This is a genomic window from Ferrovibrio terrae (genome assembly GCF_007197755.1).
Lineage (GTDB): Bacteria > Pseudomonadota > Alphaproteobacteria > Ferrovibrionales > Ferrovibrionaceae > Ferrovibrio > Ferrovibrio terrae.
Genome location: NZ_CP041636.1, coordinates 1,051,341 through 1,076,150 on the forward strand (window position 1 = coordinate 1,051,341; position 24,810 = coordinate 1,076,150).

Consider the following 24,810-nt stretch of genomic DNA (forward strand, 5'->3'; position numbering starts at 1 on the left):
GCGGGGGGCTTTACGCGGCCTTCGCGGCCTTGGCGGCGGCGGGCTTTTCCTTGTCGTCGGCCTGCGTGATCTGCTTCATCAGGTGCTTTTCGATCTGCTGCAGCCGGCGCTTATCGGTCAGCTTCATGCCGGTCAGATCCTGCAGATAGAAGACGTCGACCGCGCGCTCGCCATAGGTGGCGATATGCGCCGAGCCGATGGTGAGGTTGAGATCGTAGAGTCCGCGGGTGACGTCGTAGAGGAAGCCCGGCCGGTCGCGGCCGTTCACCTCCACCACCGTGTAGCGGTTGGAAGCTTGGTTATCGATCAGCACGCGCGGCGCCACCTTGAAGACGCGGGTGCGGCTGGTGGTGCCGGGCTTTTCCGGCGCGATCGCCGAACGCAGCTTGAGATCGCCCGACAGCGCGCGTTCGATCGCCGTCGACAGCTTCTTCAGCCGGTCGGGCTTGTCGAAGGCACCGCCTTCCATGTCCTGGATATAGAAGCTGTCGAGCGCCATGCCGTCATTGGTGGTGAAGATCTTGGCGTCCACGATATTGGCACCGGCTGCGGCCATCGCGCCGGCGACACGGGCAAACAATCCCGGATGGTCGGGCGCATAGAGCGTGAACTCGGTGACCGAGCGGAATGTGTCAGACCGCGTGCCGGTGGTCAGCGTGCGCTTGGCGGCATCGGCCTCGCGCATCAGCCGCGCATGGCGCAGGATCATCTCGACGTCGCTGGAATACCAGTAATTCTCGTAATGCCGCTTGAGCAGCCGGTCGATCTCGGCCTTGCTCCAGTCGGTCAGGCCGGCACGCACCTTGTCCTTGGTCTCGGCGATGCGCTCCTCGCGACGGCGACCGGAGAAACCGCCCGAGAGATATTCCTCGGCGCGATAATACAGCTCGCGCAGCAGCTGGCCCTTCCAGCCGTTCCAGATCGTCGGTCCCACGGCACGGATATCGGCCACCGTGAGGCAAAGCAGCAGGCGCAGGCGTTCCGGGCTCTGCACCAGCTGGGCGAAGTCGACCACGGTTTTCGGATCGGCGATGTCGCGCTTGAAGGCGGTTGCCGACATGGCGAGATGCCAGCGCACCAGCCAGCCGACGGTTTCGGTTTCCGCCGCCGTCAGGCCGAAACGTGGCCCGAGCTTGTCGGCCACCTTCTCGCCCAGGATGGAATGGTCGCCGCCACGGCCCTTGGCGATATCATGCAGCAGCACGGCGACATAGAGCACACGGCGCGACAGGACTTCCTTGATCACGTTCACTGACAGCGGGTGATCTTCCTTCAGCGCGCCGCTTTCGATGCGCGAGAGAATGCCGATGGCGCGGATGGTGTGCTCGTCCACGGTATAGGTGTGGTACATGTCGTGCTGGGTCTGCGCCACCACGCGACCGAAATCGGGCACGAAACGTCCGAACACGCCGGCCTCGTTCAGCCGCCGCAGCGTGGTTTCCGGATCCTGCTTCGAGCACAGCATGTCCATGAACAGCCGGTTGGCTTCCGGGTCGTTGCGGATCTTGCCGTCAATCAGCTTCAGATGCCGGCGCACCAGGCGTAAAGCCTCGGGATGAACATCGAGCCCCTGCTCCTGCGCCAGATGGAACAGCCGCAGCATCTTGATCGGCTGCTGCTCGAACATGGTCTCGCTGCCGACATTGACGCGGCCGCCGGCAATATCGAAGCCGTCGATCTTTTTCGCCCGCTTGATCTTGGCCCTGAAGGCGGCGAGCGGCGCCACCTTCTTGTGGCGCTCTTCGAGCGCTGCGGCAAAGATGCGCGTCAGGTCGCCGACTTCCTTGGCGACCAGATAGTATTTCTTCATGAAGCGTTCGACGTCGCTGCGACCCGGACGGTCGGCATAGCCCATCGCCTTGGCGATCTCGACCTGCATGTCGAAGGTGAGGCGCTCTTCGGCGCGATTGGCCAGGTAATGCAGGTGGATGCGGACGGCCCAGAGGAATTCCATCGCCTGGGTGAAGCTGCGCTGCTCCTCGGGCAACAGCAGTCCGCGCGCGACCAGATCGGCGCTATCCTCGATGCCGTAGAGATACTTGTTGATCCAGACCAGCGTGTGCAGGTCGCGCAACCCGCCCTTGCCTTCCTTCACATTCGGCTCGACCACGTAGCGGCTGTCGCCCATGCGGCGATGCCGCTCGTCGCGCTCGGCCAGTTTCTTCTCGATGAAATCCGCGCCGGTCTTGGCGACGACCTCGGACTGGAATTTCAGCTTCAGCTGCGCGGCGAGCTCCTGGTCGCCCCAGATCCAGCGCTGCTCGAGGATCGCGGTGCGGATGGTGACGTCGCTCAAACTCAGCCGGATGCACTCATCGACCGACCGCGTGGCATGGCCGACCTTCAGGCCAAGGTCCCACAGCAGGTAAAGCATGTATTCCACCACCTGCTCGCCCCAGGGGGTCTGCTTGTAGGGGAACAGGAACAGCAGGTCGACATCGGAGAACGGCGCCATCTCGCCACGGCCATAGCCGCCGACGGCAACGACGGAGAGTTTCTCGGCCGCAGTGGGATTGGGCAGGCGATAGACGCGGTTGACCGTGAAGTCATGCACCAGACGAATGATCTGGTCGACCAGATAGGCAAAGGCCTGCCGGGTGGGCAGCGCCGGCGTGCCGGACTGGAAGCGCTGCTGGATCACCTGCCGGCCCTGGCCAAGGGCTGCCTTGAGCAGCACCAGTGCCTGCTTGCGCTGCTCGGCACTGCCATGCTTGCCCTCACCGCCCAGGGCATCGAGCTGCAGGGTCAGGGCGCGGCGGTCGATGATGGCGCGCGGGTCGGCGATCTGCGGACGGAGATACATGGCGTCATATATATAGTGCCGGGCCGCCCGCCGTCACCGGCCTAATCCGGGCCGAAACCCGGCCCGGAAGGCTTGGCCGCTCAGACCGACTGGAAATTCACCATGCCACCGCCGTCGATCACCATGGTCTGGCCGGTCATGAACTGGCCGGCGGCCGAGGCCAGGAACACGGCGGCACCGGCGATCTCGTCCGGCTCGCCGATGCGGCGCAGCGCATAGCCCTTGGTGGCTTTCTTGGCGATCTCGGGATTCTCCCACAATGCGCGGGCGAAGTCGGTCTTGACCAGGCCGGGCGCGATGCAGTTGGCGCGAATATTCTGCGGGCCCCATTCCACAGCCAGGTTGCGCACCAGCTGCATGTCGGCCGCCTTCGAAATGGCATAGGCGCCCAGCGTATTTGACCCGAACAGCCCGCCCACGGACGAGATCACGATGATCGCGCCATGGCCACGCTCGGCCATGCCCGGCGCCACCATGTTGGCGAGCCAGTGATTCGACTTGATGTTGACGGCCATGATCTTGTCGAAGGCATCGTCGGGGATGTCCTTCGACGGACCGAAGAAGGGATTGACGGCGGCGTTGCAGACCAGCACGTCGACGCGGCCCCACTGCTTCACGGTGGCATCCACCAAAGCCTGCAACTGCGCCTTGTCCGACACGTTGCAGGGCACGACGATGGCGTCACCGCCAGCGGCCTTGATTTCGTCCGCCACCTTCTCGCAGGCATCGGCCTTGCGGCTGCTGACCACGACTTTCGCGCCATGCTGCGCCATGCGGATGGCGATGGAGCGGCCAATGCCGCGGCTCGACCCGGTGACGATGGCGACTTTGTCGGACAGGTCAAAAAGATTGGCTGACATATGGGCGTTTCCTGCGTTTCTCGTGATGTTGCCATCTTATGATGAAGACGGCAGCTTAAGCCGGCTTCACCCGATCTGGGAACTGCCGCGCACGTGACCTATATAATGTCGATGATGAAACGCCTGCTTGCCCTTGCGATACTTGCCGTTGCGGCAACCGCCTGTTCGCCTTCGGCGCCGCCACCGCCACGCGTCGCCGTGTGGCAGGGCGAAACCAGCGGCCTGCTGTTCATGCGCGTGATCTCGACAGAGGCATTGCGCGACGCCCGCCTGACCACGCCGGATGGCCGCAAGATTTTGGCGCAGCGCGTCGGCCTGCCTGAACCCGCCCCGGCCAGCGGCGAAAGCTGGGCCGGACGACCCAGCGTGGGTGTCGGCGGCTCGGCCGGATCGAGCGGCGGCTTCGGCACCGGCATCGGGCTGAGTTTCCCAGTCGGCGGTTTTGGGGGCGGTAGCGGCGGCCAGACCAGCGCGGCCGGACGGTCGACCCAGGTGGAGTTCGCCCTCGACCAGGCTTTGCTGCGCGACTACCGCTCACGGCCCGGCGCCTGGCAGCTTGAGCTCAACTTCGGCAGCCGGGTCGATACCCTGCCGGCCCCGGCCCTGCCCTGACGGATTTACCTGTCTGGCCCGACCGAATCGGGCGACATTAGGTAAATCCTGCCCGTCGGGCCGAAACTGACAAGATTATTTGCTGGATTTCGGCCATTTTAACCATGGCACGAGGCTTGCTCTTATCTGGACAGGAACACTGCCGGATAAGGGACCATCGTTATGGGTATTGCTCTGCTGTCGCTGCGCCAGGCCGAAAAGGTCGAACCCCAGCTCAAGGCCGCGATCAACGCGGTGCCTGCCGCGCAGGCTGCGCTGGCCCGGGTGGCCGCCTCTGCCGCCAGGCCGAAGACGCTGGCCGATGCCGGCCTCTCGGCGCGCGAACGCCTGGCGCTGCGTGAAGGCCCGGCCGAAGCCGTCGCCGCCGCGCTGAATGCCCGCCAGTATGTGCAGCAGATCGCCGACAAGGACCGCGAGATGACCCGCTCGCAGATGGTCTGGGCGCTCGGCCGCATCGAACCGAATGAAATCGACACCATGCTGCGGTCGCTCGCCAAGATGCGCGGCCGCTACGCGACGCTGGTGCTGGAATACGCGCAGACGGAACGGCCGATCGGCCACGTCGCGCTCGAAGAACTGCGCGGCCTCCGCGAACGCATCGAAGAATTCGAACGCGGCCTGGAGACCATCAAGACGGCCATCCTGGAAGGCACCGCTGAAGTGGCGGGCGTGAAGGTCGCGCAGATGTAATTGACGACCGGCCTAGCGCCGGTCAAACGCGAGGCGAAGGGCCAGCGCGGCAAACACGCCGCCGAGCAGGCGGTTCTGCCAGCGAACGAAAGCCGGGCGCGACGAGAGAAACTCGCCGAGGCGCCCGGCTGCCATTATGATTCCGCCATTGACCAGACCGCCCGCGACATTCAGCACGCTGGCGAGGATCAGTGCCTGCGCCACCGCCGTGTCGGGATCGGGCTGCATGAATTGCGGAAACAGCGCCAGGAAAAACAGCGCCACTTTCGGATTGAGGATGTTGGTCAGCAGACCCTGACGGAACAGCACGCCCAGCGCGATACGCGGCGCCATGCCGTCTTTCGCGGCCGGCGCCTGAAATCCACCCGCGCCGCGAAACGCCTGCATGGCGAGATACAGCAGATAGGCCGCGCCGGCCCAGCGGATGATCTCGAACATCACCGGCGCCAGCAGCAGCACGCCGCTTAAGCTGAGACCGGCGATGATCGCGTGGAAATAGCAGCCGAGGCTGATGCCGGCGAGCGTGATGAAGCCCGCCATGCGGCCCTGCGCCACGCTGCGCGTCATGATCAGCAGCATGTCGGGGCCGGGCGTCGCCGCCAGCGCGAAAGCTGCGAGCGTGAAGGTGAGCAGGGTGGCGAGATCGATCATGGCGGAAAGGTGCGCGCTGCCGAATACAGAATCAAGTGTGGCATTGTCACTGAGGCAATTACAGGAAACCGTCATCCTCGGGCTTGTCCCGAGAATGGCGATAAAATTTAAGCCAGCACGAAATCATACCGCGCGATCATCTGCTCGGCGTCGCCGGCCGTGTTCATCAGCAGGCGTTTGTCAAAAATGCGGTCGCGCGCATTGCCGGCGACATCGCTGGGGAAATAGAGCTGCGTGGTAAGAATCTTTCCGCCGCGCGGCTGCAGTTTCACGTGCAGATGCCGGGTGCGGCCGACATAGATCGCCGGCAGCACAGAGTCGAACTGCCAGCGGCCTTCGGCATCGGTGAACTGGTGCCCGCGCAGGCGATAGCCCGCATTGTCGTAGCGCCCCTGCGCATCCGCCTGCCACAGATCGACCAGCACGTTTGATAACGGCCGGCAGGCGCGATCCAGCACCAGGCCGCCGACGCGTAAGCGCGTGCCGTCCATGCCCGGTTCATACAGCGCGGTGCGTCGCGGCGAGTTCGGCGTGAAATACGGCCCCTCGGTCTGAGCCGGAGTCGCGCCATGGCCGTCGCCGCAGGCTGGAGTCGGGTCGAGGCGCCCGGATGGCCCGGCCGGCTGGGCGAGGACATCGCCCGCCCCGGTCAGCGGAAGGGCGGCGAGCGGCAGGGCGGCCAGCAGCAGGTCGCGACGCGTTTTCTTCATACAGGAACTCCCCGGGTTGACTGCGGGAGTCTACGCCCGGACAGCCCGATCCCTGCGCTCACAAGCCGGGGATCCGGGCGATTTAGCCGGCTTCCGGCCGGGTTTGTGGCCCACGTCACATCCGGCGACTGGTTTTCGCTTGCGCTTACGAACGACCGTTCGTAAAGTAAATCCATGAGCAAGGGACAACAGACTCGCGCCATCATCCTCACCGAAGCGCTTCGCGCCGCCAGCGTCGAAGGTTTCCAGGGAATTTCCATCGGCATGCTGGCCGACCGGCTCAAGATGTCCAAATCCGGCCTGTTCGCCCATTTCGGCTCGAAGGAAGAGCTGGAGAAGGCCCTGCTGGATGAGGCCGCCCAGCGTTTCATGGAAGCGGTCTGGCAGCCGGCGATGAAAGCCCCGCGCGGCCGCCCGCGGATCGAAATCCTGTTCAGCTCCTGGCTCGCCTGGAGCATCAATCACGAAGACCTGCCCGGTGGCTGCCTGTTCGTGGCGCTGGCATCTGAAGTGGACGACAAGCCCGGCCCAGTGCGCGACCATCTGGCTGACCTGCAGAACCAGTGGCAGGCGATGATGATGCGCAGCGCGCAGATCGCCATCCAGGAAGGCCATTTCCGCGCCGATCTCGATCCCCGCCAGTTCGCCTATGAACTGCAGGGCATTTTCCTGGCGATGAACTATTACCGCCGCCTGTTGCGCGATACGGCGGCCGTCGAACGCGCCGAAGAGAGTTTCCGCAGCCTGATAGACCGCGCTGCGGCCCTGCACTGAATAGATGGCACTGAGAAGACGGCACTGACAGGTTTTGACATCAGTCCAGGTTACGTTTGAGTTCAGTCTCCCCAGACTTCCAAAGAACGCCCCCCAGAAGAAAAGAGCCTCCCCATGACGACCTTAGCTCCCTTTGCCCAGCCGGCCCTTGTAAAAAAGCACGATCGTTCTGATGCACTGCAGCGTGCGCGGCGGCTGCAGCCCACCGGCGAACGGCCGGCCTGGCTCGGCGCGCCGAATATCGCAGCTCCCAGTAAGGCCGAGCTCGGCTGGCTGGACGGCGTCAGCACCCCGGCCGTCTTCGATGGTCTCGCCCGGCCGTGGTGGCAGCAGGTGCTGCCGGCCTTTGCCACCGCCTTCGCCATCTGGCGGCAGCGCGCCCGCATGCGGCAGGACCTGACGCAGATCGATGCGCGCACCTTGCGGGATGCCGGCATCTCGCCCGGTTCGGCGGCGTTTGAAGCCTCGCGTGGCTTCTGGGAGGCGCCGACCTCGTTGCGCGATTATCCGGACGACAAGACGCCGGCCTGATCGCTAGGATGAAATCTGTACCGCGCCGCGCCGATCTCGTGGTCCGGCATGGTACAGGTTGATCCTCTCCCGCGCTCTCCCCTACACTGCCGGTCCGACAATCCGACCGGCAGCATAAGCCGGCGCAGGGAGGGCTACCGATGCAGAAGGCTGCCGGCACCGATGGTGCCGACACGGGCGTTCGCGCCGAGACCGAGTCCGCGCTGACGGCCGGGGAGATTTCGCCCGCCGACCGCATGGTCGAGGAACTGGCCTACCGCATCCTGCCGGTCTGGCTGCAGGCCGCTTTCGGCACGCTGACCCTGGCGGCCATGGTGCTGGTGCTGAACCAGCAGTTCAACCTGCACCTCTTCGGCTTCACCCTCGTCGAAAACCGCTATCTCTTCCTGCTGGCCGTGGCCACCCTGCCGCTGGTCTTCCTCGCCTATCCCTGGCATCCGCGCGCCGCACGGTCGCCGCTCTGGCTCGGCATCGACATTGTGCTCTGCCTTGCCACCATGGCGGCGCTTTTTTGGTTCAGCTGGAAGGCCGAAGCCATTCTCGGCGAAGGCTGGGAATTCTCCGCCCCCATCATGGCGAAGATCCTCGGCGCCGTGCTGTGGGTGCTGATCCTGGAAGCGCTGCGCCGCACTGGCGGCACCGCGATCTTCATCATTGTCACCATCGTTTCTCTGTATCCGGTGATCGCCGGCAAGCTGCCGAGCCCGCTGAACGGCATCGACCAGCCCTTAAGCGATACGCTGGCCTATCACATCGTCTCGGCCGAGAGCGCCTTTGGCATTCCGATGCGCGCCTTTGGCGAGATCGTGATCGGATTCATCGTCTTCGGCGTGGCGCTCAACCACACCGGCGGCGGCAAGTTCTTCAACGACGTGGCCTTTGCGCTGGTCGGCCGCTGGCGCGGCGGTGCCGCACAGGTCGGCGTGATCTCGTCCGCTTTGCAGGGTTCCATTTCTGGCAGCGTGATCTCCAACGTGATCTCGTCGGGTGTCGTCACCATTCCGGCGATGAAGCGCACCGGCTTCCGCGCCGATTATGCCGGCGGCGTCGAGGCTGTCGCCTCCACCGGTGCGGTGCTGATGCCGCCGGTGATGGGCTCGACCGCCTTTGTGATGGCGAGCTTCCTCGGCATTTCCTATAGCGAGATCGCACTGGCCGCCGCCGTACCGGCCTTGCTGTTCTATTTCGGCCTGGCCATGCAGATCGACGCCTATGCCGCGCGCCTCGGCCTGAGGGGTATGGCGAAGGAAGAACTGCCGTCGCTGAAACAGACCCTGAAGGACGGCTGGCTTTATATCTTCGTCTTCGCCGTGCTGGTCTATCTGATGATCAACGAGCAGCAGGAAGCCGTGGCGCCCTTCATCGCCACCGGGCTGCTGCTGGCGATCAACCAGATCCTGCCGAAGAACCGCCTGAGCTGGAAAAGCTTCGTCGACCTCGTGCTCGCCACCGGCCGCGCACTGGCCGAACTGGTGGCGATCCTGGCTGGCGTCGGCTTCATCATCGGCGCCTTCTCGGTGACCGGACTGGCCGGCACGCTGGCCAACGACCTGGTCTATCTCGCCGGCGACAGGCCGATCGTGCTGCTGCTGATGGGAGCCATCACCAGCTTCATCTTCGGCATGGGGATGACGGTGACCGCCTGCTACATCTTCCTCGCCATCGTGCTGGCGCCGCCACTGATCAAGGCCGGCCTCGATCCGCTCGCCGTGCATCTCTTCATCATGTACTGGGGCATGATCTCCTTCATCACGCCGCCGGTGGCACTCGCCACCTTTGCCGCGGCGCCGCTTGCGCGCACCTCGCCGTTCAAGATCGGCTTCCAGGCGGTGCGGCTCGGCGCGGTGATCTACATCGTGCCCTTTTTCTTCGCGCTCAACCCGGCGCTGATCCTGAAGGGCGAACCGACGGAAGTGGTCTCGGTGATCGTCACCGCCTTCATCGGCGTCGGACTGATCGCCGCCAGCATCCAGGGCTGGCTGATTGGCGCGGGCCGGCTGGATGGCTCACCGCTGCGCCTGCTGGCGCGCATCATGCTCGCCATCGGCGGCTTCGCCCTCGCGGCACCGGGCGGCAATCTCATTCCCGTGAGCAACACAACGCTTGCGGTGATCGGCGCAAGCCTGGCACTCGGCGCTTTCCTGTTGCTGAAACTGGGAAAGCAAGAGACACTTGCCGCATAAACAAAGCATAAAACAGGAGGAGACCACCCATGCGTCATTACACTTACGGCCTGCTCGGCGCTGTTGCCGCGCTCGCGCTTTCGGCATCTGCTTTCGCGCAGAAGCTGCCCGACCAGATCACCTGGACCGCCTATGACGTCGGCTCGGGTGGCTACAATCAGGCGGTTGCCGTCGGCAATGCGCTGAAGAACAAGCACAACATCACGCTGCGCGTGCTGCCCGGCAAGAACGACGTGTCGCGCACCGTGCCGCTGCGCGATGGCAAGGTGCCCTTCTCCGCCAACGGCGTCGGCGGCACCTACATGGCGCAGGAAGCGGTCTATGAATTCGGCGCCAAGGACTGGGGTCCGCAGCCGGTGCGGTCGCTGCTGCTGAACAATTCCGATGCGCTGCTCACCATCATGACGGCGAAAGACGCCAATATCAAAACCATGGCCGACCTGAAGGGCAAGCGGGTTGCCTGGGTGATCGGCGCGCCGTCGCTGAACCAGAACATCACCGCGCTGCTGGCCTTTGCCAACCTGACCTGGAACGATGTGCAGAAGGTCGAGTTCGGTGGTTTCGGCCAGGCGATGCAGGGCATGATCTCGGGTCAGACCGACGCCGCCTTCGGCTCGTCGATCTCGGGCCCGGCGTATCAGCTCGCCTCCAGCCCGCGCGGCATCCAGTATCCGACCGTGCCGCACAGCGACAAGGCCGGCTGGGCGCGGCTGAAGGCGAAGGCGCCGTTCTTCGTGCCCTTCATGGGCGCGGAAGGTCCGGAACTGAGCGCCACCAAAAAGGTGGAAGCCGCCACATATCCCTATCCGGTGCTGATGACCTATTCGAATGCCGATGCGGGCATGGTCTATGCCATGACCAAGGCGATGGTCGAACTCTTCCCTGACTACAAGGACGCCGCACCGGGCAACGGCGGCTGGGATATCAAGCGCCAGGTCTTCGACTGGGTGGTGCCGGTGCATGAAGGCGCCATCAAGTACTTCAAGGAGATCGGCGTGTGGAAGCCCGACTATGACAAGAGCAACGCCGCCCTGATCGAGCGTCAGAAGGTGCTCGCCGACGCCTGGACCGCGCATAGCAAGGGCAGCCATGCCGACGAGGCGGCCTTCATGAAGGCCTGGCAGAAGGCGCGCGCCGATGCGCTGACCAAGGCCAAGATGGAACCGGTTCTGACCGAGTGGTAATCCACGCCGTCATCGCCTAAGTAACAACGGCCCGCCCTCACCCGGCGGGCCGTTTTCCTTTTGGAGCGCTCCCATGCCGGCCATCGCCATCCTGCCGTCTGCCAATCTGGACCGCACCGCCGCCTTCTACCGTCGCCTCGGCTTCGACCGGCAGAACCGCTACCCGGATTACCTGGTGATCGTACGCGACGAGTTCGAACTGCATTTCGCCGATTGCAGCAGTGCCGCGCCGATCCTGCTGGAGCCGAAAAACAGCATGTCGGCCTGCTACTTCCGCTGCCAGGATGCCGACAAACTGCATGCGGAATGGCAGGCGCTGGGCCTGCCGCGCTTCAGCGCCATCGAAGACCGCCCCTGGGGTTTACGTGAATTCCACTTTGCCGATCCGGACGGCAACCTGGTCCGGGTCGGCCATCAGATCGGTTGAATTTCCCGCGATTGCAGCGGGACAATTCCGCGCTTCGCACCACAGGGCCGTCGCCGTAAGCTGCGGCCATGCCCCAAACCATACTCACCGATCACGTCCGCCGCTTCGCCCGTTACAACCGCTGGGCCAACCGGCGCGTCTATGAGGCCTGCGCACAGCTGTCGTCAGAAGATTATCACGCGCCGCGCCCGAGCTTCTTCGGCTCGATCCATGCCACGCTGAATCACCTTCTGGTCGGCGACAGCATCTGGTTCGGCCGCTTCACCGGCAACGTGCCAACGCATATGACCCGGCTCGACATGATCCTGCACGAGACCCTGGCCGAGCTGCGCGCCGCGCGGCAGGCCAAGGACGAAGAGATCATTGCCTTCGCCGATTCACTCGACGCGGCGAAACTCAGCGACACATTCTCTTACGCCAACATGGCGGGGCAGCGTTTTACCGATCCGCTGTTCCCGCCGCTGATGCATGTGTTCAACCATCAGACCCATCATCGCGGCCAGGTGCATGGCCTTCTGAGCCATGCCGGCGCCAGCCCGCCATCGCTGGACATGATCTATTTCATGCGCGAGCCGGCCTGAGCCGCCTCACTTCAGCGGCGTGAAAATCTGCGCGATCAGAATGGTGCTGACCGCATCGTCATGCTCGGCCACCGGCAGCAGCAGGAACTCGATGCGGAACTGACGGCCCTCGATGACGCGGTCGGCGCGGGCATGGATCGGCCGGCGCGACTTCACCACCAGATCGCAGGCCCGCATCGCCTGCACGGCGAACTCGGCTTCCGGATGCTGGTCCATATAGGTGCCGGACGGATCGACTTTCAGCGCCTCGATGAAATGCCGGCCCGCACTGCGATAACGGTAGCGGCAATGGTCGTCTTCGCAATTCTCGACATCGACCACCAGCAGCATGCCGTCGAGATAGCCGTGCCGCTTCGGATCGAGGAAGTCGCGGCCCGGCAGCACGGTGCCATGCGTGGCCTGTCGCCAGTCGCGATACAGCTGATTCAGCCGCAGGGTTTCCAGCTGCTCTTCGGCAGACAGAAGACTGAAGTTGCTGCCACTGCTGGTGAAGCTCATTTTACTCCCGTCAACTCACACACTGGCGCTGCCATAGGGCAGGCGCGGCGTCTCCGGCGGATAGATCTGCGCCGCGACCAGCCGGTCAATGATCTTACCGCCGGCATCGACCAGTGGCAGCACGATATATTCGAGCGGATAGTGCTTTTCAAACATATGGCGCATCGCCGTCAGGTAAACCGGCCGGCGCTGTTCAACCGCCAGCCCGCAGACCAGCGGACCGGTGCTGGCGACGCCAGGATCGAAATGCTGGTCCATGAAGTCGCCGGTGACATCGCGCCGGCGCCGCGCCACCACATCGGTGCCGACCAGGCGATAGCGGAAACGCAGATCGCCCGCATTCTCTGGCCGCACCACATCCATCACCACCAGCAGGCCGAGCAGATAGCTGAGGCGCAGCGGATCGGCGAAGCCATGACCGGGAAGGCCCTCAGGTGGTGTCGCCGCCAGCCAGTCGTCATGCAGGCGACGGATCAGCGGATGCTGCAACTGGTCGGGCGCGTCGACGACGCCGTAGACGAAATCCGTGATGCCGTCCGCGCCCGCCATGATCCGGGCCTAGAGCTTGGCGTAGTCGATCGGACCGTGGCGATCCAGCGGCGTGCCGCCATCGGCCATCGGGTATTTCAGCCCCGCCGCGCAGTTCCACAGCACCACGCGATCGCTCTTTTTCACGCGGCCATCGCTGAGCGCCTGTTTCCACGCCGCATAGGTGGCGGCGCCCTCGGGACACATCAGAAAGCCCTCTTCCTTCGCCACTTCATCCAGCGCCGCCGTGATGGCGGCATCTTCCACAGCCAGAGCGAAGCCGTTCGAGTTGCGCACGGCATCGAGGATGAGGAAATCACCGATCGCGGCCGGCACGCGGATGCCGGCGGCCACCGTATGCGCATTCTCCCACAATTTGGCGTGGCGCTCGTTGCCTTCCCAGGCGCGCACGATCGGCGCGCAGCCGGTCGCCTGCACGGCGATCATCTTCGGGCGTTTACTGCCGATGAAGCCGATGGCCTCCAGCTCCTCAAACGCCTTCCACATGCCGATCAGCCCGGTGCCGCCGCCGGTGGGATAGAAGATCGCATCGGGCAGTTCCCAGCCGAGCTGTTCGGCGAGCTCCAGCCCCATCGTCTTCTTGCCCTCGATGCGATAGGGCTCCTTCAGGGTGGAGGTATCGAACCAGCCGGCGGTCTCTTTTCCTGCGCCAACCAGTTTGCCGCAGTCGTTGATCAGGCCGTTGACCTTGTAGAGCCGCGCGCCCTGCAGCACGATCTCGTTCATGTTCACCTGCGGCGTGTCGTCCGGGCAGAACACCACGCTCTCGATGCCGGCGCGGCTCGCATAGGCCGCCAGCGCCGCACCCGCATTGCCGTTGGTCGGCATCGCCATTTTCGTCACGCCGAGTTCCTTGGCCATGCAGACGGCCAGCGCCAGCCCGCGCGCCTTGAACGAGCCGGTCGGCAGCCGACCTTCATCCTTCACGATGATATCGCCGGTGGCGCCATGCTTTTTCGCCAGCCGCGGCAGATTGAGCAGCGGCGTCATCACTTCGCCGAGCGAGACGACATTCTCTGTTTTGCGCACCGGCAGCAGCTCGCGATAGCGCCACCAGTTCGGCGCGCGGCTGGCGAGCTTCTCCCTGGTCAGCGCCTTCTTCACGCCGGCCAGGTCGTAGCGCACCAGGATGGGAAAGCCCTGGGGCGAGAGATTGTGCAGCTGTCCGGCCGGCAGCTTCTCGCCGGTCATGCCGCATTCGAGATGGGTGACGAAATTGGGGGTTTCGGGAACCAGACCGGCAAAACTCATGGGACGGGGACTCTCATGCTGCTGGAAAAATGAAAACGCCCCCACAGCCTAGACCAGGCCGAGGCCCGGGCGGGAGGGTGATGACAGGCTTCGTTGCGGTTCGTTTCGCTTCGCTGGTGTTCGCAGCGCTTCGTAGGTGTTCGTGAGCGTTCGTGGGTGTTCGCGGCGGTTCGCTGGCGTTCGTGGCGGTTCGTGCGGGTTCGCCGGCCCTGGCGCATTACATACAATGGTATTCAATTTCCGGCGTTCCGGCCGTATGATGAGAACATATATAGTACACTCAAATCGCACTGCAAGCTGACGGTTGCAGGCTGCGACCTTGCAGGTTATATAACCTTCTGGTTAATCACAGGATGGCGGGAGACAGACAGATGAGCGAGAAGCGGACCTATCAGGGCGGCTGCCATTGCGGCGCGGTGCGCTATTCGGTGGTGACCGACCTCAACCCGCCGGTGATCTCGTGCAACTGCTCGATCTGCTCCAAGAAGGGTTCGCTGCTGGCCTTCGTGCCGGCCGATGATTTCAAGCTGCAGCGCGGCAAGGATGCGGTGAGCGACTACCAGTTCAACACCATGAACATCCATCACCTGTTCTGCAAAACCTGCGGCATACAGTCGTTCGGCACCGGCACCGCGCCGACCGGCGACCGCATGGTGGCGATCAACGTGCGCTGCCTGGACGGTTTCGACCTCGACGCCGTCGAACCGGTGAAATACGACGGGAAGAGCATGTGACGAAAACTTACGGCTTCCGTCGCATGACGGAGGCCGACCTGCCGCTGTTGCGGCAGTGGCTGCAGACGCCTGCCGCCAGTGAATGGTGGGGCGAGCTGGAGGACGAGATGCAGAATCTCGCCGCCGACCTGCAGGAACCGGGCATGCGGCTGTGGATCGTCAGCCTGGATGATACGCCCTTCGCCTTCCTGCAGGATTACGACCCGCATAGCTGGGACTGGCATCCGTTCAACGATCTGCCGCCGGGCACGCGCGGCATCGACCAGACGATTGGTGTGACCGACATGCTGGGCAAAGGCCATGGCAGCGCGTTCATCGCGCAGCATGTGCAGCGGCTGTTCGACGAGGGCGCGCCGGTGGTCTGCACCGATCCCGATCCGGGCAATGCACGCGCCATCCGCGCCTATGAAAAGGCTGGGTTCACGCGCTTCGAGCAGCGCAGCACGGAGTGGGGCGACTGCCTGCTGATGCTGGCGCGGGTTTCAATATAATCGTCATGCCCGCGCAGGCGGGCATCCAGACTACGGATCGACTGGACTCCCGGCTTCGCGGAGTGACGATTTCTCTTTTGTTGATTTCTTAAACCGGAAAGCCGAAATGCCGCCTGGCGATCAGGCATTCCTCATCGCCGGGCTGGCAGTCGCGGCACACGATGGGCCGCACGTCATAGACGCGGCAGGCAACGTGTTCGCCGAGCGTGCCGCTCAGGGCCGTGCAACGGTTGTCGATGCTGAGCATGCAGCCGACCGCGTCATTGACGAATTCGGCCGGGATACGCGCGATATCATCTTCGGATTCAAGTGAGAAGCGGGGCCAGTCGCGCGAATAGGCGCAACAGGCCCCACAGCTCTGGCAGTCAAAGACTGCCGCGCCCTCGGACTGATCCTGGGGCGCGTTCTGGATCAAGCGGCCTTGATGCTACGAACGGCGACCTTGCCCGAACGGCTGTCCTGCTCGGTGTCGAACGAGACCTTCTGGCCTTCCGAGAGCGGGCTCATGCCGGCGCGCTCGAGAGCGCTGGCGTGGACGAACACGTCCTTGCCGCCGTCTTCCGGCTGAATGAAACCAAAGCCCTTGGTGGAGTTGTAGAATTTGACGATGCCCGTCTGCATGGGAATATCCTAAAGTTTGATGCAAGAAGGGAACAAGCCGCAGCAATGCTGCAGCCGGCACCCGGTTTTCGATTTTTTGGAGAGAAGGTCAGATCATGCGCCAGGCAGAGCCAGACGGACAGCCAGAAGGTCCGGCCAAAAATGTCGATGGCTGAAGTCTATGCTTTAATTGCGGCCAATTCAAGGCGGATAGCTCGGAGGGATTCAGGGCTGCATTATTTTAGCCAGCCATTCTAAAGACTTCGCCGCCAGAACCGGGATATATGCCGCGCATGTCTGACCGCCGTCCCATCATCCCCGACCTGCTGCGGCCCGGTTTGCGGCTGGTTTTCTGCGGCTCGGCGCTGGGAACGGCGTCAGCAAAGGCGAAAGCTTATTACGCCAAACCGGGCAACAAATTCTGGCCGACATTACATGACATCGGACTGACGCCGCACCGCTTCGCGCCCGGTGACTATCCGGCGCTGCTGGAGCTGGGCATCGGGCTGACCGATATCAACAAGACGCAGTCGGGCAACGATGACGCGCTCGCGCCCGAGCATGACGATGTGGCCGGGCTGGCCGCCAAGATCGAACGGTATCGCCCGGCCATCCTGGCCTTCACGGCCAAGCGCCCGGCGCAGGTGTTTCTGCGCGACAGCTTCGGCCTGCAGGGCCCGCCACCTTACGGGCTGCAGCCGCAGCGCATCGGGCGCACGCGGCTGTTCGTGCTGCCGTCGACCTCGGGCAGCGGCGTGCGCTACTGGGATATCGCACCGTGGCGGGAGTTGAAGATACTTTTCGACGGCCTTTGAACCAAAGCTGGTCTGCGCCATTTCTCTCTGAAAAGCAGGAGAAACCCCATGACCGAAGGTCGCCCAGCCCTCTTCCCCACCGTGGCCCGCATCTGGCGCGGTCGCGTCAAGCGCGACCGCGCCGACGAATACGCCACCTATCTGTATGAACACGGCATCAAGCCGCTGGAGCAGAAGGCGCAGGGCGTGCAGCTGCTGCGCGAGGATGGCGAGACCGAGAGCGAGTTCGTCACCATCTCGTACTGGGAATCAGTCGAGGCGATGTCGCGCTTCGCCGGACCCGACCCGATGAAGATCCATCACCTGGAGCGCGACAGGGAATTCCTGATCGAGCTGCCGAAAAGCGTGCAGGTGCTGCAGTTCCTGCACAGCCATGGCCGGATGGACCGGAACGGGGAGTGAGGAAGCGAAGACGTGGATGGCCGGAACAAGTCCGGCCATGACAATCTATATTGTGTCATGCCCGGGCTTGACCCGGGCATCCACGTCTTAAGTCTTGATCAGCGCCTTGAGCTGATACAGCAAATCCAGCGCCTGTTTCGGCGACAGTGCGTCGATGTCAGCTTTTTTCAGCGCGCCTTCGACTTCCGAGGGCGGCGCAGCAGCAACCGCTTTCGCCGGCGCAGCCAGCGAGAACAGCGGCAGGTCATCGACCAGCTTGGCCGACCTGCCGGTCTGATCAGACTGCTCCAGCGCATGCAGAACTTCCGACGCGCGCTGCAGCACGCCATCCGGCAACCCGGCGAGCTTCGCCACCTGGATGCCGTAACTGCGGTCGGCCGCACCGGGGCCGACCTCGTGCAGGAAGACCAGCTCGCCCTCCCACTCCTTCACCTTCAGCGTATGATTGGACAGCTGCGGCAGCTTTTCGCTGAGCGCGGTGAGTTCGTGGTAATGCGTGGCAAAGAGCCCGCGGCAGCGGTTCTTTTCATGCAGGTATTCCACCACCGCCCAGGCGATGGAGAGGCCGTCAAACGTCGCGGTGCCGCGGCCGATCTCGTCCAGGATCACCAGCGCGCGGCTGCCCGACTGATGCAGGATCGCGGCGGTCTCGACCATTTCGACCATAAACGTGCTGCGCCCGCGCGCCAGGTCGTCGGCGGCGCCGACGCGGCTGAACAGGCGATCGACCACGCCGAGCTCGGCCTTCATCGCCGGCACGAAGCTGCCCATCTGCGCCAGCACGGCAATCAGCGCGTTCTGGCGCAGGAAGGTGGATTTACCCGCCATGTTCGGGCCGGTGAGCAGCCAGAGCTTCTGGCCTTCCGAGAGATCGCAGTCATTCGCCACGAAACGCTCGCCTTGGCCGGCGCGTTCAAGGGCTGACTCCACCACCGGATGACGGCCGCCGGTGATGCAGAACCTGAGAGAGTCGTCGATCTGCGGTCGCACCCAGCGGCGCTGCACGGCCAGTTCGGCCAAAGCGGATGCGACATCCAGCGCCGCCAGCGCGGCGGCTGCGCGTGTGATCGATTGCGCGTTGCCGAGCACCTCGCTGCACATCCGGTCGAAGATTTCCAGTTCCATGGCCAGCGCGCGGTCGCCCGCCTGGCTGATCCTGCTTTCCAGCTCGCCGAGTTCGGGCGTGGCGTAGCGCATGGCATTGGCCATGGTCTGGCGATGGATATACTGCTGGCCCATCTTCGGCGCATGCGCGGGCGTGATCTCGATGTAATAGCCCAGCACGTTGTTGTGCCGGATTTTCAGCCCGCTGATGCCGGTATCGGCCGCATATCTGTCCTGCAAAGCCGCGATATGCCGGCGGCTTTCGTCACGCAGCACGCGCAACTCATCCAGCGGCGCATGATAGCCGGCGCGAACGAAATTGCCGTCACGCTGCATGAGCGGCAGTTCCTCGGCCAGCGCTTCACTCAGGCTCTGCACCAGCACGGCATGGTCGCCGAGCGCATCGCGCAGGGAGATCAGCTCGGGCGGCAATGCGCTTTCGCCGGCCAGACGCTGGCGCAATGCGCCGGCCTGGCTCAGGCCATCGCGCAGACTGCTGAGATCGCGCGGACCGCCACGGCCCAGCGATACCCGCGACAAGGCGCGCGCCAGATCCGGCACCTTGCCCAGCGCGGCACGAATATCGGCACGCAGCCGCGTGGTGTCGACGAGATACGCCACGGCATCATGCCGCGCGGCGATGGCCTGCGGATCGGTCAGCGGCGCCTGCAGCCGTTGCGCGAGCAACCGCGCGCCGGCGCCAGTCAGTGTCGCGTCGATGCAGTCGAGCAGCGCGCCATCGCGCTGGCCCGAGGTGGTTTCGACCAGTTCGAGATTGCGTCGTGTCGCCGGGTCGATCGCCATCACGCTCAAGGGCGGCTGCTTCACCGGCGGATCGAGCCGGGGCAGCCTGCCGCATTGCGTCAGGTCGACATAATCGAGCAAAGCGCCGGCGGCGCAGAATTCGGCGCGGCTGAAATGGCCGAAGGCATCCAGCGCCGAGACGCCGAGTGCTGCCTTGAGTCGCCGTTCGCCGGCCTGGCTGTCGAACCGCGCCGAGGGCAACGGTGAGAGCGCGGTATCAAGCTGTTCGAACATCGCCCGCATTTCGGCACGTGCCAGCAGGCCCTCGGGCAGCACCAGTTCGCGTGGGGAAACACGGGCCAGATCGGCGGCGAGGCCGGCCTGCGTGGTTTCGGTCAGGCCGAATTCGCCAGTGGAGAGATCAAGCCAGGCGAGTGCGAACTGGCCATCAGAGCCGCCGGACTGTGCAAGTGCAGCAAGATAATTGTTGCGCCGCGCATCGAGCAGGCTGTCTTCGGTGATGGTGCCGGGCGTGACCACCCGCACCACTTCGCGCCGCACAACCGATTTCGACCCGCGCTTCTTCGCTTCTGCGGGATCTTCGACCTGTTCGCAGACACCAACCTTGAAACCCTGGCGGATGAGACGGGAGAGATAGGCGTCCGCCGCATGGACCGGCACGCCGCACATCGGGATCGGCTCGCCATCATGCTCGCCATGTTTGGTCAGCGCGATATCCAGCGCCCGGGCGGCTTTCACCGCATCCTCGAAGAACAATTCGTAGAAATCCCCCATGCGATAGAACAGGACGCAGTCGGGATATGCCGCCTTGATGCTCAAATATTGAGCCATCAGGGGGGATGTTCCGGGGGGAAGATTGAGTTCGGGTTTGTTCATGCCGGTGACGAGAAAGGCGCGACTCGGATGTGAAATCGGGAAGGCCGCAGACATACCACAGGCGGCGGCCCTTTTAACCCCTCCGGCCTTGGCCTTATGATGCTGTCGGGAGCGAAATACCTCGCGCATCAAAACCGGAAAACCGCAGAGAAAAATGAGCGACTCGAAAAGCCCGTCCCTTTACGACGACGCCCTCGAATTTCACAAGATGGGCCAGCCCGGCAAGCTGGAAGTTGTGCCCACCAAGCCGATGGCGACCCAGCGCGATCTCAGCCTGGCCTACAGCCCCGGCGTCGCCGCGCCCTGCCTGGCCATCGCCGAGAATCCCGATCTCGCCTACGACTACACCTCGCGCGGCAACATGGTGGCCGTGATCTCGAACGGCACCGCCGTTCTGGGCCTTGGCAATCTCGGTGCGCTCGCCGGCAAGCCGGTGATGGAAGGCAAGGCGGTGCTGTTCAAGCGCTTCGCCGATGTCGATTCCATCGATCTGGAAGTCGACACCGAAGAGGTCGAGGAATTCATCAACGCGGTGCGCTATCTGGGGCCCAGCTTCGGCGGCATCAACCTGGAAGACATCAAGGCGCCGGAATGCTTCGTCATCGAGCAGCGCCTGCGCGAGCTGATGGACATTCCGATCTTCCATGACGACCAGCATGGCACGGCGATTATCGCCGCCGCCGGCATGATCAATGCGCTGCATCTCACCGGCCGCGACTTCAAGAACGCGAAGATGGTGGTGAATGGCGCGGGGGCCGCCGGCATCGCCTGCACCGAGCTGGTCAAGGCGATGGGGATGAAGAACGAGAATGTCATCCTCTGCGACACCAAGGGCGTGGTCTATCAGGGCCGCACCGAGGGCATGAACCAGTGGAAGTCCGCGCATGCCGTGAAGACCGATGCACGCACGCTGGAAGAAGCCATGAAGGGCGCCGACATCTTCTTCGGCCTGTCCGTGAAAGGTGCGGTGACGTCCGAGATGCTGCGTTCGATGGGGCCGAATCCCATCGTGTTTGCCATGGCCAACCCGGATCCGGAAATCACCCCGGAAGATGCGCTGGCCACGCGCGGCGACGTGATCATGGCGACGGGTCGTTCGGATTACCCGAACCAGGTCAACAACGTGCTGGGCTTCCCGTATATCTTCCGCGGCGCGCTGGATGTGCGCGCCAGCACGATCAACGACGAGATGAAGATTGCCGCTGCCGAGGCCATCGCCATGCTGGCGCGCCAGGACGTGCCGGATGAAGTGGCCGCCGCCTACAAGGGCGACCGGCCGAAATACGGCCCGGGCTATATCATCCCCTCGCCCTTCGATCCGCGCCTGATCGTGGAAATCCCGCTGGCCGTCGCAAAAGCAGCGGTGAAGTCGGGTGTGGCGCGCAAGCCGATCACCGACTGGGCCGGCTATGCCGCCAAGCTGCGCGCCCGGCTCAACCCCACCGTCGGCTCGCTGCAGATCTTCTTCGACCAGGTTGTGCAGAATCCGAAACGCGTCGTCTTCGCCGAGGGCGAGGAAGAGACCGTCATTCGCGCCGCGCTGGAGTTCAAGGCGGCTGGCTATGGCACGCCGATCCTGATCGGCCGCAGCGAGCGGATCGAGGCGACGCTGAAGGCCATCGGCCTGCACAATCTGGAAGGCTGCGAAATCCACAATGCCCGCATCAGCGAGCATAACGCGGATTACACCGACTTCCTCTATCGCCGCCACCAGCGCCGCGGCCTGCTGCACCGCGACGCCCAGCGCTACGTCAATCTCGACCGCAACATCTTCGCCGCCTGCATGGTCGCCCAGGGCCATGCCGATGCGATGATCACCGGCGTGACCCGCACCTATTCGGTCAGTTACGACGGCATCCGCATGGCGATCGACGCCCAGCGCGGCCAGCGCGTGATGGGTCTCAGCATCATCGTCGCCAAGGGCCGCACGGTCTTCGTCGCCGATACCTCGGTGACCGAAACGCCGACCGCGAGCGATCTCTGCCAGATCGCCATCCATGCGGCACGCGCCGCCCGTCAGCTCGGCGCCGAGCCGCGCGTCGCGCTCTTGTCGCATTCCAACTTCGGCAATGCGCCCGGCGGCGTGGTGGAAGTGGTGCGCCAGGCGGTGATGGAACTCGACGCGCTGGAATCCGGCGGCCACAAGGTCGACTTCGAATATGACGGCGAGCTGAATGCCCGCGTGGCGCTCAACCCGGAACTGATGAAGCTCTATCCCTTCTGCCGCCTGTCTGGTCCCGCGAACGTCCTGATCATGCCCGGCCTGCATTCGGCTTTGCTGTCGACACAGCTGATGCAGGACCTGGGCGGCGGCACCGTGATCGGTCCGCTGCTGATCGGCCTGGAAAAGCCGGTGCAGATCGCGCAGATGGGCGCCAGCGTCAGCGACATCGTCAACCTCGCGGCGCTGGCGGCGTATAACGCGCGCTAAGCATGTACATCAACCGTCACCCTCGGCCTTGTGCCGAGGGTCCATCCCAACTCTCCGCGCATCTGCTGGTGCAGATCGGCACTGACAGATGGATCCTCGGGGCAAGCCCGAGGATGACGAAACAGGTTACATGAGCACCGCCGAGACCTACTCCAACACCCTGAGGGTCACCTTCAATCACTTGGCGCAGCAGCATCCCGAACTGCTGCCCATCGCTATCGTGCATGCGCGGCGCAACCTGTCGGAACGCATCCGGCTGCATTATGCCAACACCATCGGCCATGGCCCGTTCAAGGGGCTGAAGCTGGTGGAAGACGCGCACTGGGGCTCCGCCGATCTCGGCGGCATGATCCTCGGCCTCTACGAGCAGGAAATCCTCAACGAACTGGCCGGCCTGGGCCGCAAGCCGCGCAGCTTCATCGATCTCGGCGCCGCCGACGGCTATTACGGGCTGGGCGTGCTGGCCGGCGAACTGTTCGAGAAATCCTACTGTTTCGAGATCACCGAGAAGGGCCGCGAGGTGATCGCGCGCAACACCGAACTCAACGGCCTGCAGGACCGCGTGACGATCCTGGGCGAGGCCAAGCCGGATTTCTTCAAGGAAATCGCAGCAGACGATCTGGAAGACGCCCTGCTGCTGGTCGATGTCGAGGGCGCGGAATTCGACATTATCAACGCCGAGACTTTCAAGGCCTTTGCGAAATCGACCGTGATCATCGAAGTGCATGAATGGTATCCCGACATCCAGGACAAGCTCCAACGCCTGCTGCAGCAGTCAGCCGCGACGCATGTCGCGCGCCGCTTCTCGACCGGCGCGCGCGACCTGTCAGGTTTTCCAGAGCTGAAGGTGATCACCGACAACGAACGCTGGCTGCTCTGCTCCGAAGGCCGCCCCTATCTGATGTCGTGGTACAGATTCGACCCGCGTGCAGGTTGAGCCGGGGTGCAGCGCTGATAATTATCAGCACACATCCATTTATTTGAGCGCGCCGCGTCTTGTAACGCCGCAGGTTTTTCTTACCTTGCGCCCAGCTTCGCTGTGCTGGGGACCATGATGCGTATTCTCGCTTTTGCCGCTGTGCTTTTCACTGCCGCCACATCTTACGCGCAGGCACAGGTGCCGGTGCGCATCGCCTTCATCGATCCGCTGTCGGGTCCGGCCGCGGCCGTCACCGAGAATGCGCTGAACCATCTGCGCGTCATGGGCGAGCGGCTGAGCGGCAAGGACGCGCGCTACGAGATCACCGGCTTCGACAACAAGCTGAACGCGCAGGAAGCCATCATCCAGGCGCAGAAGGCCATCGATGCCGGCATCCGCATTTTCATCGCCGGCAATTCCTCGGCGGCCGCCGGCGCGCTGAACGAATTCGTCGCCAAGCACAATGAGCGCAATCCGCAGCAGGCCGTGCTGTTCCTCAACATCTCGGCGATCGATCCGGCGCTGACCAACGACAAATGCAGCCCGGCGCATTTCCGTTTCGATGCGCATGCCGACATGAAGATGCTGGCGCTGGTGAAGTTCATCGCCACGCAGCCGCAGATCAAACGCGTCTACCTGATCAACCAGGATTATTCGTTTGGCCAGGCGGTGCGCGCCGCAGCGCTGGCCATGCTGAAGCAACACCGCCCCGATATCGAGGTGGTGGGCGACGAGCTGCACCCGCTGGCGAAGATCAACGACTTCTCGCCTTATGTGGCCAAGATCAAGGCCAGCAACGCCGACAGCGTGATCACCGGCAACTGGGGCAACGATCTGGCGCTGCTGCTGAAGTCGGCGGCCGACGCCAACCTGCAGACCGGCTGGTACACCTATTACGCCAGCGGCATCGGCAGCCCGACGGCCGTGCGCCAGACCGGACTCGCACACAGAGTTTTCGCGGTGATCGAAGGCCATTCCAATATGCAGATGAGCGACGGCCTGGATGCCGACTATCGTGCGCGCTACGGCGGCAGCTTCAATGTGCCGCGCGCGCGACTGCTGATGGACATGCTGCATGATGCCGTGGTGAAGGCGAAGAGCGCCGAGCCCAAGGCGCTGGCCGCCGCGCTGAGCGGGGCGTCGCGCGCCACGATGTACGGCGGCACCGCGACGATGCGCGCCAGCGACCACCAGGTGCTGCAGGACCTGTATGTAACGTCGTTTGGGCCGCTGGAAGGCAGCATGAAATTCGATGAAGAGAAAACCGGCTGGGGCTGGAAAACCGCCGGCGTGGTGAAGGCGGCCGAAACCGCGCTGCCGACGAGTTGCCGGATGGCGGCGTTCTGACATCTTCCTTGTCATGGCCGGG

Annotated in this window: 25 protein-coding genes; 15 read left to right on the forward strand and 10 right to left on the reverse strand. The window is 63.9% G+C overall.

Annotated features, from left to right (window positions below):
- Window positions 1-10: 10 nt before the first annotated feature.
- Complete coding sequence (locus FNB15_RS05055; protein ID WP_144067667.1) at window positions 11-2,803, reverse strand: [protein-PII] uridylyltransferase; 2,793 nt, start codon at window positions 2,801-2,803, stop codon at window positions 11-13.
- Between the two features lie 80 nt (window positions 2,804-2,883).
- Window positions 2,884-3,663, reverse strand: coding sequence for an SDR family NAD(P)-dependent oxidoreductase (locus tag FNB15_RS05060; protein ID WP_144067668.1), 780 nt, complete (start codon window positions 3,661-3,663; stop codon window positions 2,884-2,886).
- A gap of 105 nt (window positions 3,664-3,768) precedes the next feature.
- Between FNB15_RS05060 and FNB15_RS05065 the strand changes: the two genes are divergently transcribed.
- Together FNB15_RS05065 and FNB15_RS05070 are read left to right on the forward strand one after the other, a co-directional pair.
- On the forward strand, window positions 3,769-4,275 hold the full coding sequence (locus tag FNB15_RS05065) for a hypothetical protein (RefSeq protein ID WP_144067669.1): 507 nt from the start codon (window positions 3,769-3,771) through the stop codon (window positions 4,273-4,275).
- A gap of 162 nt (window positions 4,276-4,437) precedes the next feature.
- Window positions 4,438-4,965, forward strand: a complete 528-nt coding sequence (locus FNB15_RS05070) for a hypothetical protein (protein ID WP_144067670.1) — start codon at window positions 4,438-4,440, stop codon at window positions 4,963-4,965.
- Between the two features lie 12 nt (window positions 4,966-4,977).
- Here FNB15_RS05070 and FNB15_RS05075 read toward each other — a convergent pair whose 3' ends face one another.
- Window positions 4,978-5,616: a LysE family translocator gene (locus FNB15_RS05075; protein WP_144067671.1), complete on the reverse strand. Its 639-nt coding sequence runs from the start codon at window positions 5,614-5,616 to the stop codon at window positions 4,978-4,980.
- Window positions 5,617-5,723: 107 nt separating this feature from the next.
- Window positions 5,724-6,326: a dioxygenase family protein gene (locus tag FNB15_RS05080; protein ID WP_144067672.1), complete on the reverse strand. Its 603-nt coding sequence runs from the start codon at window positions 6,324-6,326 to the stop codon at window positions 5,724-5,726.
- A 174-nt stretch (window positions 6,327-6,500) separates the two neighbouring features.
- Between FNB15_RS05080 and FNB15_RS05085 the strand changes: the two genes are divergently transcribed.
- The 6 genes from FNB15_RS05085 (at window position 6,501) to FNB15_RS05110 (ending at window position 12,006) form a co-directional block, all read left to right on the forward strand.
- On the forward strand, window positions 6,501-7,100 hold the full coding sequence (locus FNB15_RS05085) for a TetR/AcrR family transcriptional regulator (RefSeq protein ID WP_144067673.1): 600 nt from the start codon (window positions 6,501-6,503) through the stop codon (window positions 7,098-7,100).
- Between the two features lie 114 nt (window positions 7,101-7,214).
- On the forward strand, window positions 7,215-7,631 hold the full coding sequence (locus tag FNB15_RS05090; protein WP_144067674.1) for a DUF1127 domain-containing protein: 417 nt from the start codon (window positions 7,215-7,217) through the stop codon (window positions 7,629-7,631).
- Between the two features lie 140 nt (window positions 7,632-7,771).
- Window positions 7,772-9,814 (forward strand): TRAP transporter permease, encoded by a 2,043-nt coding sequence (locus tag FNB15_RS05095; RefSeq protein ID WP_246068793.1) that lies wholly within the window; start codon window positions 7,772-7,774, stop codon window positions 9,812-9,814.
- A gap of 29 nt (window positions 9,815-9,843) precedes the next feature.
- On the forward strand, window positions 9,844-10,998 hold the full coding sequence (locus FNB15_RS05100) for a TAXI family TRAP transporter solute-binding subunit (protein WP_144067675.1): 1,155 nt from the start codon (window positions 9,844-9,846) through the stop codon (window positions 10,996-10,998).
- A 73-nt stretch (window positions 10,999-11,071) separates the two neighbouring features.
- Window positions 11,072-11,425: a bleomycin resistance protein gene (locus tag FNB15_RS05105; RefSeq protein ID WP_144067676.1), complete on the forward strand. Its 354-nt coding sequence runs from the start codon at window positions 11,072-11,074 to the stop codon at window positions 11,423-11,425.
- A gap of 68 nt (window positions 11,426-11,493) precedes the next feature.
- Window positions 11,494-12,006 carry a DinB family protein gene (locus FNB15_RS05110; protein ID WP_144067677.1) on the forward strand — a complete coding sequence of 171 codons (513 nt, stop codon included), beginning with the start codon at window positions 11,494-11,496 and terminating at the stop codon, window positions 12,004-12,006.
- A gap of 6 nt (window positions 12,007-12,012) precedes the next feature.
- On the opposite strand, the gene FNB15_RS05115 is transcribed toward FNB15_RS05110, so the two are convergent.
- Genes FNB15_RS05115 through FNB15_RS05125 form a run of 3 tightly spaced genes read right to left on the reverse strand, consistent with a single transcriptional unit; the run spans window position 12,013 to window position 14,304 of the window.
- Window positions 12,013-12,504 (reverse strand): PAS domain-containing protein, encoded by a 492-nt coding sequence (locus FNB15_RS05115; protein WP_144067678.1) that lies wholly within the window; start codon window positions 12,502-12,504, stop codon window positions 12,013-12,015.
- 15 nt (window positions 12,505-12,519) lie between these two features.
- Window positions 12,520-13,053 (reverse strand): PAS domain-containing protein, encoded by a 534-nt coding sequence (locus FNB15_RS05120; RefSeq protein WP_144067679.1) that lies wholly within the window; start codon window positions 13,051-13,053, stop codon window positions 12,520-12,522.
- Window positions 13,054-13,062: 9 nt separating this feature from the next.
- A complete protein-coding gene (locus tag FNB15_RS05125; protein ID WP_144067680.1) occupies window positions 13,063-14,304 on the reverse strand; it encodes a threonine synthase in 1,242 nt (413 codons plus the stop codon).
- A 371-nt stretch (window positions 14,305-14,675) separates the two neighbouring features.
- Between FNB15_RS05125 and FNB15_RS05130 the strand changes: the two genes are divergently transcribed.
- Together FNB15_RS05130 and FNB15_RS05135 are read left to right on the forward strand one after the other, a co-directional pair.
- On the forward strand, window positions 14,676-15,038 hold the full coding sequence (locus tag FNB15_RS05130; RefSeq protein WP_144067681.1) for a GFA family protein: 363 nt from the start codon (window positions 14,676-14,678) through the stop codon (window positions 15,036-15,038).
- A complete protein-coding gene (locus tag FNB15_RS05135; RefSeq protein ID WP_221932742.1) occupies window positions 15,035-15,529 on the forward strand; it encodes a GNAT family N-acetyltransferase in 495 nt (164 codons plus the stop codon). The genes FNB15_RS05130 and FNB15_RS05135 overlap by 4 nt, the downstream gene beginning before the upstream one ends.
- 88 nt (window positions 15,530-15,617) lie before the next feature.
- Here FNB15_RS05135 and FNB15_RS05140 read toward each other — a convergent pair whose 3' ends face one another.
- Both FNB15_RS05140 and FNB15_RS05145 read right to left on the reverse strand, forming a co-directional pair.
- On the reverse strand, window positions 15,618-15,944 hold the full coding sequence (locus FNB15_RS05140; protein ID WP_221932743.1) for a YkgJ family cysteine cluster protein: 327 nt from the start codon (window positions 15,942-15,944) through the stop codon (window positions 15,618-15,620).
- Window positions 15,941-16,150 (reverse strand): cold-shock protein, encoded by a 210-nt coding sequence (locus tag FNB15_RS05145; protein ID WP_144067682.1) that lies wholly within the window; start codon window positions 16,148-16,150, stop codon window positions 15,941-15,943. The genes FNB15_RS05140 and FNB15_RS05145 overlap by 4 nt, the downstream gene beginning before the upstream one ends.
- Window positions 16,151-16,422: 272 nt before the next feature.
- Between FNB15_RS05145 and FNB15_RS05150 the strand changes: the two genes are divergently transcribed.
- Together FNB15_RS05150 and FNB15_RS05155 are read left to right on the forward strand one after the other, a co-directional pair.
- Window positions 16,423-16,944 carry a mismatch-specific DNA-glycosylase gene (locus tag FNB15_RS05150; protein WP_221932744.1) on the forward strand — a complete coding sequence of 174 codons (522 nt, stop codon included), beginning with the start codon at window positions 16,423-16,425 and terminating at the stop codon, window positions 16,942-16,944.
- Window positions 16,945-16,992: 48 nt separating this feature from the next.
- The gene (locus FNB15_RS05155; protein WP_144067684.1) at window positions 16,993-17,346 is read left to right on the forward strand and encodes a hypothetical protein; all 354 of its coding nucleotides are present in this window, start codon (window positions 16,993-16,995) and stop codon (window positions 17,344-17,346) included.
- A gap of 87 nt (window positions 17,347-17,433) precedes the next feature.
- On the opposite strand, the gene mutS is transcribed toward FNB15_RS05155, so the two are convergent.
- Window positions 17,434-20,046 (reverse strand): DNA mismatch repair protein MutS, encoded by a 2,613-nt coding sequence (gene mutS, locus FNB15_RS05160; RefSeq protein ID WP_342777572.1) that lies wholly within the window; start codon window positions 20,044-20,046, stop codon window positions 17,434-17,436.
- 199 nt (window positions 20,047-20,245) lie between these two features.
- On the opposite strand from mutS, the gene FNB15_RS05165 reads away from it, so the two are divergent.
- The 3 genes from FNB15_RS05165 to FNB15_RS05175 all read left to right on the forward strand — a co-directional run bounded on the left by FNB15_RS05165 (window position 20,246) and on the right by FNB15_RS05175 (window position 24,788).
- Window positions 20,246-22,522 carry an NADP-dependent malic enzyme gene (locus FNB15_RS05165; protein ID WP_144067686.1) on the forward strand — a complete coding sequence of 759 codons (2,277 nt, stop codon included), beginning with the start codon at window positions 20,246-20,248 and terminating at the stop codon, window positions 22,520-22,522.
- Between the two features lie 130 nt (window positions 22,523-22,652).
- Window positions 22,653-23,459 carry an FkbM family methyltransferase gene (locus FNB15_RS05170; protein ID WP_185973717.1) on the forward strand — a complete coding sequence of 269 codons (807 nt, stop codon included), beginning with the start codon at window positions 22,653-22,655 and terminating at the stop codon, window positions 23,457-23,459.
- Between the two features lie 114 nt (window positions 23,460-23,573).
- Window positions 23,574-24,788 carry a branched-chain amino acid ABC transporter substrate-binding protein gene (locus tag FNB15_RS05175; protein WP_221932745.1) on the forward strand — a complete coding sequence of 405 codons (1,215 nt, stop codon included), beginning with the start codon at window positions 23,574-23,576 and terminating at the stop codon, window positions 24,786-24,788.
- Window positions 24,789-24,810: the final 22 nt, after the last annotated feature.

Excerpts from the sequence above, each read along its gene's own strand:
- FNB15_RS05125 (WP_144067680.1), bottom strand. The coding sequence starts at position 14,304 with ATGAGTTTTGCCGGTCTGGTTCCCGAAACCCCCAATTTCGTCACCCAT.
- FNB15_RS05150 (WP_221932744.1), top strand. The coding sequence starts at position 16,423 with ATGTCTGACCGCCGTCCCATCATCCCCGACCTGCTGCGGCCCGGTTTG.
- FNB15_RS05085 (WP_144067673.1), top strand. The coding sequence starts at position 6,501 with ATGAGCAAGGGACAACAGACTCGCGCCATCATCCTCACCGAAGCGCTT.
- FNB15_RS05090 (WP_144067674.1), top strand. The coding sequence starts at position 7,215 with ATGACGACCTTAGCTCCCTTTGCCCAGCCGGCCCTTGTAAAAAAGCAC.
- FNB15_RS05075 (WP_144067671.1), bottom strand. The coding sequence starts at position 5,616 with ATGATCGATCTCGCCACCCTGCTCACCTTCACGCTCGCAGCTTTCGCG.
- FNB15_RS05065 (WP_144067669.1), top strand. The coding sequence starts at position 3,769 with ATGTCGATGATGAAACGCCTGCTTGCCCTTGCGATACTTGCCGTTGCG.
- FNB15_RS05145 (WP_144067682.1), bottom strand. The coding sequence starts at position 16,150 with ATGCAGACGGGCATCGTCAAATTCTACAACTCCACCAAGGGCTTTGGT.
- FNB15_RS05080 (WP_144067672.1), bottom strand. The coding sequence starts at position 6,326 with ATGAAGAAAACGCGTCGCGACCTGCTGCTGGCCGCCCTGCCGCTCGCC.
- FNB15_RS05070 (WP_144067670.1), top strand. The coding sequence starts at position 4,438 with ATGGGTATTGCTCTGCTGTCGCTGCGCCAGGCCGAAAAGGTCGAACCC.
- mutS (WP_342777572.1), bottom strand. The coding sequence starts at position 20,046 with ATGGCTCAATATTTGAGCATCAAGGCGGCATATCCCGACTGCGTCCTG.
- FNB15_RS05175 (WP_221932745.1), top strand. The coding sequence starts at position 23,574 with ATGATGCGTATTCTCGCTTTTGCCGCTGTGCTTTTCACTGCCGCCACA.
- FNB15_RS05165 (WP_144067686.1), top strand. The coding sequence starts at position 20,246 with ATGAGCGACTCGAAAAGCCCGTCCCTTTACGACGACGCCCTCGAATTT.
- FNB15_RS05155 (WP_144067684.1), top strand. The coding sequence starts at position 16,993 with ATGACCGAAGGTCGCCCAGCCCTCTTCCCCACCGTGGCCCGCATCTGG.
- FNB15_RS05120 (WP_144067679.1), bottom strand. The coding sequence starts at position 13,053 with ATGGCGGGCGCGGACGGCATCACGGATTTCGTCTACGGCGTCGTCGAC.
- FNB15_RS05130 (WP_144067681.1), top strand. The coding sequence starts at position 14,676 with ATGAGCGAGAAGCGGACCTATCAGGGCGGCTGCCATTGCGGCGCGGTG.
- FNB15_RS05170 (WP_185973717.1), top strand. The coding sequence starts at position 22,653 with ATGAGCACCGCCGAGACCTACTCCAACACCCTGAGGGTCACCTTCAAT.
- FNB15_RS05115 (WP_144067678.1), bottom strand. The coding sequence starts at position 12,504 with ATGAGCTTCACCAGCAGTGGCAGCAACTTCAGTCTTCTGTCTGCCGAA.
- FNB15_RS05110 (WP_144067677.1), top strand. The coding sequence starts at position 11,494 with ATGCCCCAAACCATACTCACCGATCACGTCCGCCGCTTCGCCCGTTAC.
- FNB15_RS05100 (WP_144067675.1), top strand. The coding sequence starts at position 9,844 with ATGCGTCATTACACTTACGGCCTGCTCGGCGCTGTTGCCGCGCTCGCG.
- FNB15_RS05055 (WP_144067667.1), bottom strand. The coding sequence starts at position 2,803 with ATGTATCTCCGTCCGCAGATCGCCGACCCGCGCGCCATCATCGACCGC.
- FNB15_RS05105 (WP_144067676.1), top strand. The coding sequence starts at position 11,072 with ATGCCGGCCATCGCCATCCTGCCGTCTGCCAATCTGGACCGCACCGCC.
- FNB15_RS05060 (WP_144067668.1), bottom strand. The coding sequence starts at position 3,663 with ATGTCAGCCAATCTTTTTGACCTGTCCGACAAAGTCGCCATCGTCACC.
- FNB15_RS05095 (WP_246068793.1), top strand. The coding sequence starts at position 7,772 with ATGCAGAAGGCTGCCGGCACCGATGGTGCCGACACGGGCGTTCGCGCC.